Here is a 9,618-nt window from a genome sequence, read left to right on the forward strand (position 1 = left end):
GACGGCGTTGCCGACCACCCAGAACTCACGGCCGTCGAGTCCCCTGAGCCGGCACTCGAAGGTGTCAGCCTGGCCTTCGGTCAGTTCATCCAGATAGCGATTGCGGCGGAAGGGATGCTCGGCTTCCGGTGTCGCAACGAGGCTGATGGGCTGGCCCGCAAAGGTGGCCAGATCGCCGCCGAACATGCGCCGCGCGGAACGGTTCATCCACTCGATGCCGCCTCGGCCCACGGTGACGATGCCGACCAGCACCGAGTCCAGCACCGCGCGCTGGCGTTCGGTCTGCAGCATCAGCGATTGCTGGGCGCGCCAGCGCTCGTCGACGTTGACGTAGGTGGCGATCACGCCGGCATCGACCGCGCCGGCCCGCATCACCCGCTTGCTGACCTGCACCCAAAGCAGGCTGCCGTCGCGCCGACGCAGGCGGCGCTCACCGCGCCACTGGCCGGTCTCGGCCAGCGCGTTCTGCATCTCGGCATGCAGGTGTCGGTAGGCCTCGGGGGACTCGAACAGCTGGCTGTGCTCCAAGGCGTTGAGCTCCTGGATGCGGTAGTCGCTCATGCTGGCCAGCGCCTCGTTGGCGCGCTCGATGTGGCCCTGGCGCAGAATCGCCATGCCGACGTCGGACAGGCTGAACATCAGCTCACGGTCCTGCACCAGATTCTCCAGCTCGGCCTGCTGGGCCTTGAGGCGGCTGATGTCGCTGATGACCACGATGGTCTCGGGCTGCTCGTCGGCGCCGACGGCCACCGGGCGCAGGCTCAAGGACAGCCAACGTGGGCGCCCAACCTGGATGAACTCGGACTCGAAGGGCTTGTTGGCCAGCCGCGGCAGCGCGGTCAGAACCTGTTGGCGAAGATCGGGCAGGGCGGCGAACAGCTGGGCCACAGGCGTGCCCGCGGCCACGGCGCCTGGCAGGCCCAGCATCTCTTCAAAGCCTCGATTGCAGCGCAGCAGCAGTGCGCCGCGCAGATAGGCCAGCCCCAGGCTGGCGCCGTCCATGATGGTGGTCAGCTCGCGCAGCAACTGCTCGCTGCGGCGTTCGGCCTGGTGCTGTGCGCTCAGGTCCAGCGTCACCACCGAGGTGGTGCGCTGGCCCGATGCCAGCTTGCCGGGCTCAACCCGCGTGAGCAGCCAGCGCCGACCCAGCTCGGGGTGGCGCACCGCATAGCGCACCTCGATGCGGTCGCCATTTTTCAGCGCCTTCTGCAAGCGCTCGAACTCGGCCAGCGAACCCGGTTCGACGATGTCTCGGCTGACACCTTGCAGGCCGGCCAGGCTGTTTCGGCCCTGACCGCTGGCCTTGACCGCGCGCGGCCGCAGCCAGCCCGCATCCTGCTGGAAGGTGGCCAGGCCCACGCCGGCTGTATCCATCAGCGCATCGAGCTGCTGGTGGGCCAGGTCACGCTCATGCTCCAGGCTGCGGTCCTCCAGCACGGCCATGTAGCGGCGCTGATGGCCACCGAGGCTGGCCACCGGTCGCACGCGGCCCTGCAGCCAGCGGGTGGTGCCGCCGGGCTCGATCAGCACAGCCTGGGTGACGAGCGGCTGTCCCGAGGCTTGCGCCTGCTGCAGCGCGGGCAGCGGTTGGTGTTGCGACCAGGCGAGCAGATGCTGCAACTCCGGACTGGCTTCATGCAGCGTCGCCGGCGGCGACAGGCTCAGTGCCGCGAAGGCGCTGTTCGAACGCAGCAGCAGACCGCGCTCGTCGAACAGCACCATGGGCAGCGGGCTCAGTTCGAACCACTGCTCCATCTCGGCCTGGGCACGCTCGGCCTGCTCGCGGGCGGCCAGTTCGGCCGTGCAGTCCTGTAGCACGCACAAGGTCAGCGCGGCCTGACCGGCGGCGCTGATGAGATGGGGTGTGCTGCGCATATGGCGCTCATGCCCCAGCGCATCGCGCAAGCGGAACTCCACGGGCGGTGTCGCCGGTCGTGATGGCGCGAACAGGCGGGCACGCTCGGTAGCGCCGAGCAGCTCACCGAGACTGTGTCCGGCCAGTGACTCGGACGTCCTGCCGCAGAGTTCGGCGAAGGCCGGGTTGACCGCCTGCAGGTGCAGGCGTGCATCCAGCACAAAGGCGGGGAAGGGCGAGGACCAGAAGATCTGCAGCAGCTCGCTGGCCCAGGCCGGCGCGTCGCTGGTGAGCTTGGGGCCGGCGTCGACGCCCGGCACGCCGGCAGGCGTCGTCGGTTCTGGCGTCTTGCTGAGGGGCTTGTTCGGCCGGCCGGGCTTGCTGGCTACCGCTTGGGCATGCAGCAGCCAGTGCGCGGCGTCGTCGCCTTGCAGCGCCAGCAAGCTTAGCTGGGCACGGCCGCCGTCGGCCAGCGCGAGTGTCGGGGCTGCGGGGGCGCGGCGGCCGCTGTGGAGCGCCGTCGTTGCCTGCCGCAGCCAGTCCTGCAGGCGTCCGCCGCTGCCGGTGCGCAGGCCCTGCAGACTGCGGTCGGCCTGGAGACCGAGCAGGCGGTACGCGCTGGCATTGGCCTCCAGCACATGCAGGCCGGCGTCGAGCAGAAGCAGGGGATCGCTGAGCTGGCCCATCAGGCTGCGCAAGGCAGCCAGATCATGGGTCAGCAGGGGGAGCTGGGACGGCGCTTGGGACACGCGACGGAGTGTAGATGAGAGGCCCTCGTCGGACACTCAACCGCCGCTCACTCCAACTGCTGTGCTTTGGCCAATGCGCGCAGCAGGCAGCTGTTGATTTCCTCGGCGCCCAGCATCAGCTGCTCAGCGGCCTGGCGGTAGTCGAACACCGACTCGGCCTCGATCGCCCGTACCAGCTCCAGATAGGGCTGGAAGGGGCCGCTGCCTTCGACCAGGGCCTGGCGCACGCGCTCGGGCATGGGGATGGCCTGCAGCAGCTTCGCGAAGGGCTGCTTCAGCATGTGGTCAAGCTGCGAGAACAGGCCGCAGATGAACATTTCGTCGCGTGCCTCGGCGTCGCCCATGCCCTTGGCCAGTTCTTCCATCAGCAGGCCACGGCGCAGCGCGCCGTACATGACCGGCCGCATCGCATGGTCCTTGCTGGCGGTGGCCAGCAGCAGAGCCAGCCAGCGCTTCAGGCGCGCATAGCCCAGCAGCATGATGGCGTGGCGGAAGGACGAGACTTCCACCGGCAGTCCGAAGGCCGCCGAATTCAGGTAGCGCAGCAGCTTGAAGGCCAGGCTGGGATCTCGCTTGAGCGTGGCTTCGAGCTTCTCGATGTCCTCGCCCTGGTCGAGCTGGGACATCAGCTGCACGATCACCTGCAGATCTGCCTGCACTTCAGTTTTGGGCGCACCCTCGGGTGGCTCGTAACTGCCCTCGACCGGCCAGCCCAGGACGGCCACGGCACCGCGCTTGAAGCTGTCTTCGACGTCGGCCGCACCGCGCACCGCCGACTGCAGCTTGGGCAGCGTGGTTGCCGGTGCCGGGTTGTTGCGATCATCGGCCAGGTCGATCACTGACTGCTTGAAACAGGCCAGCATCTCGGGGGACAGTGCGCTGAGCGGCCGGCCCTTGAGCAGCAGCGCCACGCCGCGCTTCTTCAAGGCCTGCAGCGCCGGCAGGCGCTCATCGTTGAGCATGAAGGCCGGCAGTTCCAGCATCAGATTGCTGCTGAGCTCGCTCTGCAAGAGGCCTTCCAGCAAGCTCTCGCTGAGCACGCTAAGCACGGCGGGCTTGCCGCCCTCAGGCCAGACCTCGGCCAGCGCGGCCAGCAACTCGGCAGCGTCCGGGCGCGCATCGGGGCGTAGCGGAATGACGGTCAGCCGGGTCGCCAGCACCATGTGCTGGGGGTCGATCATGGGCGTATAGCCCAGGGCAAGCGTGCCGAGGATGCTGTGGATCTGGGTCATCAAGAATCAGAAGTTGACATACTGGAACATCGACATCTTCTGCACCATGGCATAGGTCTTCAGAGCTGCATCGTAGCCTGACTGCTGGTTCTGAAAGTCGGAGATGCCCTGCACCATGTCCAAGTCCACTGCTGCAGAACGCTCCTGCTCGCTGAAGAGCTTGTTGTCGGCCATGCGACTCTCGCTGCCATCCAGGTTGTTGAGTTTCTCGCCGACGAGGCTGCGAACGTTCTGCAGATTGACCATCACCGCGCCAATGTCACGCAGTCGCCCCGCATTGCTCTGTGCGATGGCGACGGGGCTCCGAAGGTCGGTATTGAGCTCTGCGACTGCCCGGTCGATCACATCGAAAACCGACAGTCCGGGCTCTGATGGTGTGATGTCGAAGGTGTCTCCGTCCTCGGCAACGCCGCTGAGATTGACTGCCATGCCATCGAACTCGATCGCCTTGCCGGAGACGAAGGGCCCGGAGGCGACGGCGCCACCTGTGGTCTGGTCAATGACGTTGTAGGTCGCGCCGGCGCCGCTGCCGGCGATCTGGATCTTGTAATCGTGTCCCGTCAGCTGGCCGGGGGAGGTGACGCGGCCGGCGTCGATCCAGCTCTTTGCTGGTTGCCCGGTGATCGCGTTGGGCGCAGAGTCGGTGACGAAGGTCCCGTTGCCGGTGCGTGCCAGCATCCAAGTTGCGCGACCGTCGACGTTCAATGTGAAGCTCTCCAAGGTGCCGGTCTGCACCGAGCCGGGTGTGCCCAGGTATTTGACGCCGCCGGGCAAGTCGAGGAATGGCGCGTCTTCGGAACCCTGCCCGCCAAAGATGTAGCCGCCCGAACCATCGCTTCGATTGGCAACGGACAGCAACTGCGTACGCAGCCCAGCGAGCTTGGTGGCCAGGGCTTTGCGTTCGGCGTCGCTGTAGCTCGCGTTGCCAGCCGCGACCAGCGATTCGCTGACTTGCTGCAGCACCTCGCTGGAGTCGCCCAGCGCCGACTCAGCCAGGCGCAGACTGTTTCGACTGGCTTCCAGAGCACGCTGGTTGGCGTCCACCTGACCGATCGTGGAAAGCGAGCGCTCGGCGCGCGCTGCAGCAGTGGGGTCGTCGCTGGCCTTGAGGATGCGCTTGCCCGAGGTCAGGCGCATCTGGGAGTCCTGCATCTGCTCTTGTCGCTGCTGCAACTTGAAGATGCTGGTGTCGAACATGTTTGCGGTGCTGATGCGCATGGTCTAGCTCCTGAAGGTGTCGTCACGCCGAATGTTCATCAGCGTTGTGAGAGCTTGAGCAGTTCGTCAAAGAGGGTTTGACCGACCTGCAGCACTTTTGCAGCAGCCTGGTATCCCTGCTGGAACTGCATCAGTCGGGACGCTTCCTCGTCGAGGTTGACGCCAGAAGCACCGCTGCGGACCTGCTCTGCATCGTTGGCCACGGCCGTGGACGAGTTGCTGAGGTACTCGGCACCCTGTACGCGCGAGCCAATGTCGGACATCGCCGCGGCGTAGGCGTCGGTGAGGCTGGAGCCGCGCAGCACGCTGCCATCCGCCTGGACGGTGCGGCCAACGAACTGCTCGCTCTGCAGGTCCAGAAACGCCTTGGCGTTGCCGTTGTTGCTGGCCGGAAACTCGGTCTTCTTGACGTCGATCACGTCGCCATCGCGCGGCACGCCGTTCAGGCGCAGCTCAAAGCCAAGGTCGATGCCTGAGAGCGGGAAGTTGCCGATCCTCTTGCCCGCGCTCCACGAGTCGGTGATGACGCTGCCGTCGGCCAGTGTGACCGTGTAGTTGATGCTGCTGTCCGGATTCACCGTGCCGAAGACGATCTGCAGCGGCACGCGTGGGGCAGCTGGGTCCATGGTCGCGGAGATATTGTTGTTCACTGCATAGAGTGATTGCACGCTGACAGTGCCGGTGTTCTTGATCGACGTGAAGGCCGTGATCGGGGCCGCAGCCGCGATGCCATTGGGGTTGTCAAGAACCCGCCGCATGCCGACCGCGGCCTGGCCCACCGGCTCGATCAGGAAGCTGTCTGCCGGCGCCATAGCGCCGCCACTGACGTTGACGCTGAAGCCGTACCGGGTCTCGACATCCGCCGCAGAGAGGACCTCAGGCCGGCCGTCCGGCCGACGGGTCAGCAGAAAGCCGCCTGAGGCCGGATCACTGCGCAGCTCGAAGCTGGCTGCGGGCAGGCGGGTCGCGTCGGTGATTGCCAGCTCGACTGTGGTGACAAAGCTGCCGTCCGGGTTGCGCGCATTGGTCCGCGCTGGCAGCGAGCGCGGCTCGCCGCTCTCGAATATCGGCACGCCCAGCCCCGATGGCGAAGACAGATCCAGGCCGAGTGACTGCTGCAGATTGATGCGCTCGGAGAAGGCCATCGCCATCTGGCCGAGCAGGTTGCGCGCGTCCTGCAGATCCTTGTTCTGATAGGCAAGCAGGCCACTGATCGATCCGCCGGTAAGAACGGATTCATTCAGCACGATGTCACCGGCACTTGTGATCATGCTCAACTGCGCTCGCGAGGTGTCGTAGGGGTCGGCCGTGACGGTGAGCTGCTCGGAGATCGAGCCCAACACCAGACGCTGGCCGCCCCCGATGAAGACGCCCAGGGTGCCGTCGTCCGCGGGCAGGGTGGTGACCTTGACATAGCTGCTCAGCTCGGAAATCAACTGGTCACGTTGATCGAGCAGGTCGTTGGGCGTGTGGCCGGCTCCGCTGACGCGGGCGATCTGGTCGTTGGCCTTGCCAATCTGCTTGGCCAACTGGTTGACGACGTCCACATTGGCCTTCAAGTCGCTGACCACACCGGTCTGCAGGTCGGCGAGCCGCTGGCCAGCAGACGAGAAGCGCGCGGCTAATTCCTGTGCCCGACCCAGCACAACCTGCCGTGCCGAGGGGTCGGACTGATTGGCGGAGACGTCAACCATGGCGTTGAACAGCTGATTGGCCGCATAGCCTGGTCCGCTCTCGCCGGGGGGGAAGAGTCTTTCGAGCTGCTGCAGCTGCGTATGGCGCGTTGTGTCCATCGACGCGTTTGACTTTGCATTCGCCGCGTCGCGGGTCAGGAAGGCGTTGTACGAGCGGGTCACCGTCTCCACGTTCACGCCCTTGCCAAAGAAGCCGGCCCCGGTGAACTCGCCGGCGGAGGCGCTCAGGACGACCTGCTGTCGCGAGTAGCCGGGCGTGTTCGCGTTGGAGAGGTTCTGGCCGATGCTCAGCAGCGTGGCCTGGTTGGCGAACATCGCGCGCATGCCCAGAGAAAGCAGTGCTGAGGTTCCCATGGCTGTTCCTTGCTCTTGGTGCCGCGCGGCTTCAGGCCAGGGCGCGCTGCACGCGCACCGTGGTGTTGATCACTCGCGCCAGCTTGCTGGCGTACTCGGGGTCGGTGGCATAGCCGGCTTTCTGCAGACCTTGCGCGAAGGTCTCGGCGCCGCCACCCTTCTGGGCCTTGGCCACCACGTCGGCGTAGCGCGCGTTGTTGCCCAGCAGTCGGGCATAGTCCTTGAAGGCTTCCTCGTAGCTGCCGTAAGCGCGGAACTTGGCGCTGACCTTCTGCGGCTTGCCGTCGATGAACTCGGTGGTCTGCACTTCGGCGACCGGACCCTTCCAGTTGCTGGTGGCCTTGATGCCGAAGATGTTGTGGCTGGTGCTGCCATCGCGCATCTTGATCTCGCGCCGGCCCCAACCCGACTCATGGGCGGCCTGCGCGATCATGAAGCTGGCGGGAATACCGGTGGCGGCTTCGGCCGCCTTGGCGGCATCGTCGTGCTGCTGGATGAAGCTCTGCACATGCGGCGCCACGTTCCGCTTGGCCAGGGCCGGCAGCGGCTGCAGCTGTCGTGCCTCCGCCTTGTCGTCAGCGATGCCCATCTGGCGCTGGAGTTGGCGTGCGATCGCGTCGGATAGTCCGCCGGGCAGGCCGGTCATCTTGCCAGCGAACTGCGTGTCCAGCATCTCGGTGCCCATCTGGGTGGCCGAGTTGTCCATCATGCCCGACGCCAGTGTCGAAGCGCGCATGCTCTTCATCACCTCCTGCATGAAGAGTGATTCGAACTGGCGGGCCGTCTCGCGGATGCTGGACTTGGGATCCCGCGCCGCCGCGGCGCGCAGCGACTCGACGCTGCGGGTGTCCGTGCTCAGCGTGGTTGATGCATTCAGGCTGAAGGGCGTGGTGGCCATGTCAGATCACCTCCAGTTCGGCCGAGAGCGCGCCGGCCGTCTTCATCGCCTGCAGGATGGCCAGCAGGTCCTGGGGCGTGGCGCCAAGCGCGTTCAGCGCCTTCACCACATCGGAGAGCTTGGCACCTTCGGGCATCTGGATCAAGGAGCCGGGCTCCTGGCGGATCGAGATGTCGCTCTTTTCGGTCACGGTGGTCTGGCCGCCAGACAAGGGGCCGGGCTGGCTGACCGTCGGGGTGGTGCTGATCGTCACGGACAGGCTGCCATGCGCCACGGCGCAGGCCTTCAGCGTGACCGCCTGATTCATCACCACCGAGCCGGTGCGGGCGTTGATGACGATGCGCGCGGCCGGCACGGCCAGCTCGAGCGGCAGGTTCTCGAGGTCGGCCAGGAAGCTGACGCGCTCGTCCGGGTTGCTGGGTGCCTTGACGCGTACCACCCGGCCGTCGAGGGCCTGGGCCACGCCGGCACCCTTGGCCCGGTTGACGGCCTGGGCCACGGCGCGGGCGGTGGCGTAGTCGCTGGCATTCAGGTCAAGCTGGATGCTGTCGCCCATCTGCAGCGGCGTCGGCACACTGCGCTCGACGCTGGCGCCTGAAGGGATGCGGCCGGCGCTGAGGTGGTTGATCTGGACCTTGGAGCCGCCGGCCGAAGCGCCGGCGCCGCCGACGATCAGATTGCCCTGGGCCAGGGCATAGACCTGGCCGTCGGCACCGCGCAGCGGCGTGGCAATCAGCGTGCCGCCACGCAGGCTTTTGGCATTGCCGATCGAGGACACGGCGATATCGAGTTGCTGGCCGGGCTGGGCGAAGGGGGGCAGCTGGGCGGTCACGATGACGGCCGCGATGTTGCGCGGCTGCATGGTGATGCCTGGCGGGAGGATCACGCCGAATTGCTGCAGCATGGCCTGCAGGCTCTGGCCGGTGAAGGGCGCCTGCGTGGTCTGGTCGCCGGTGCCATCCAGACCGACGACCAGGCCGTAGCCGGTCAGCGGGTTGCTGCGCACGCCAGCCACGCTGGCCACTTCCTTGATGCGGGCGGCCTGGGCGGGCAGGGTGCTCGCCAGGGCGAGGGCCAGCCAGATCAGGGGCTTCAGCAGTGAGGGCAGAGGGGTTTGCATGACGGTCGCACGGGAATCCTATGCGACCGATTCTGGGCAAACTTAAGTGGGCGAAAGACTCAAAAAGAAGCGGGACAACCAGCCTATTCCGTGCGCTTGGGCGTAGGAGCCGCGCCCGCGCTGCTCCACCCGCACATTGGCGACGGCCACCGAAGGCACGGTATTGCCTTGCTGGATTGCGCGCGGATCGACCTGGCCGGTGAAACGCAGCACGTCCACGTTGTCGTTGACGCCGATCTGCTTCTCGCCCGAGATCATCAGGTGGCCATTCGGCAGCACGGCGGTCACCACCGCGGTGATGCTGCCACTGAAGGTATTGCTGTTGGCATTGCTGCCCTTGCCGGCGCTGGTGGCCGCCGTGTTGGCGCCGACGCTGGCGCGGCCGAAGGAATTGGCGGCGATGCCGGGCAGGGCGGTGACGGCACCGGCCAGATCGCCCTTCTTGTCCAGCGCGCTGCTGGAACTCTGTGTGGCCGAGATGTTCTCGGTGATCTGCAC

Annotated in this window: 7 protein-coding genes; all 7 read right to left on the reverse strand. The window is 66.5% G+C overall.

Annotation, left to right across the window (positions count from 1 at the left end; all coding sequences use genetic code 11):
- Positions 1–2,604, reverse strand: a 2,604-nt coding sequence (locus ACIQ67_RS17730; protein ID WP_397535704.1) for a PAS domain S-box protein, incomplete at its 3' end; no start/stop codon positions are given.
- Between the two features lie 47 nt (positions 2,605–2,651).
- Positions 2,652–3,836, reverse strand: coding sequence for an EAL and HDOD domain-containing protein (locus ACIQ67_RS17735; RefSeq protein ID WP_397535705.1), 1,185 nt, complete (start codon positions 3,834–3,836; stop codon positions 2,652–2,654).
- A gap of 6 nt (positions 3,837–3,842) precedes the next feature.
- Positions 3,843–5,054, reverse strand: a complete 1,212-nt coding sequence (flgL, locus tag ACIQ67_RS17740; RefSeq protein WP_397535706.1) for a flagellar hook-associated protein FlgL — start codon at positions 5,052–5,054, stop codon at positions 3,843–3,845.
- Between the two features lie 38 nt (positions 5,055–5,092).
- Complete coding sequence (gene flgK / locus ACIQ67_RS17745) at positions 5,093–7,102, reverse strand: flagellar hook-associated protein FlgK (protein ID WP_397535707.1); 2,010 nt, start codon at positions 7,100–7,102, stop codon at positions 5,093–5,095.
- 31 nt (positions 7,103–7,133) lie between these two features.
- Positions 7,134–8,000 carry a flagellar assembly peptidoglycan hydrolase FlgJ gene (flgJ, locus tag ACIQ67_RS17750; RefSeq protein WP_397535708.1) on the reverse strand — a complete coding sequence of 289 codons (867 nt, stop codon included), beginning with the start codon at positions 7,998–8,000 and terminating at the stop codon, positions 7,134–7,136.
- A 1-nt stretch (position 8,001) separates the two neighbouring features.
- Positions 8,002–9,120 (reverse strand): flagellar basal body P-ring protein FlgI, encoded by a 1,119-nt coding sequence (locus ACIQ67_RS17755; RefSeq protein WP_397535709.1) that lies wholly within the window; start codon positions 9,118–9,120, stop codon positions 8,002–8,004.
- Positions 9,121–9,162: 42 nt separating this feature from the next.
- A partial coding sequence (locus ACIQ67_RS17760; protein ID WP_397535710.1) for a flagellar basal body L-ring protein FlgH occupies positions 9,163–9,618 on the reverse strand: 456 nt, incomplete at its 5' end.

Origin of the sequence: Roseateles sp. (assembly GCF_044373315.1) — a bacterium.
In the GTDB taxonomy this organism is placed as follows: Bacteria; Pseudomonadota; Gammaproteobacteria; order Burkholderiales; family Burkholderiaceae_C; genus JACDQM01.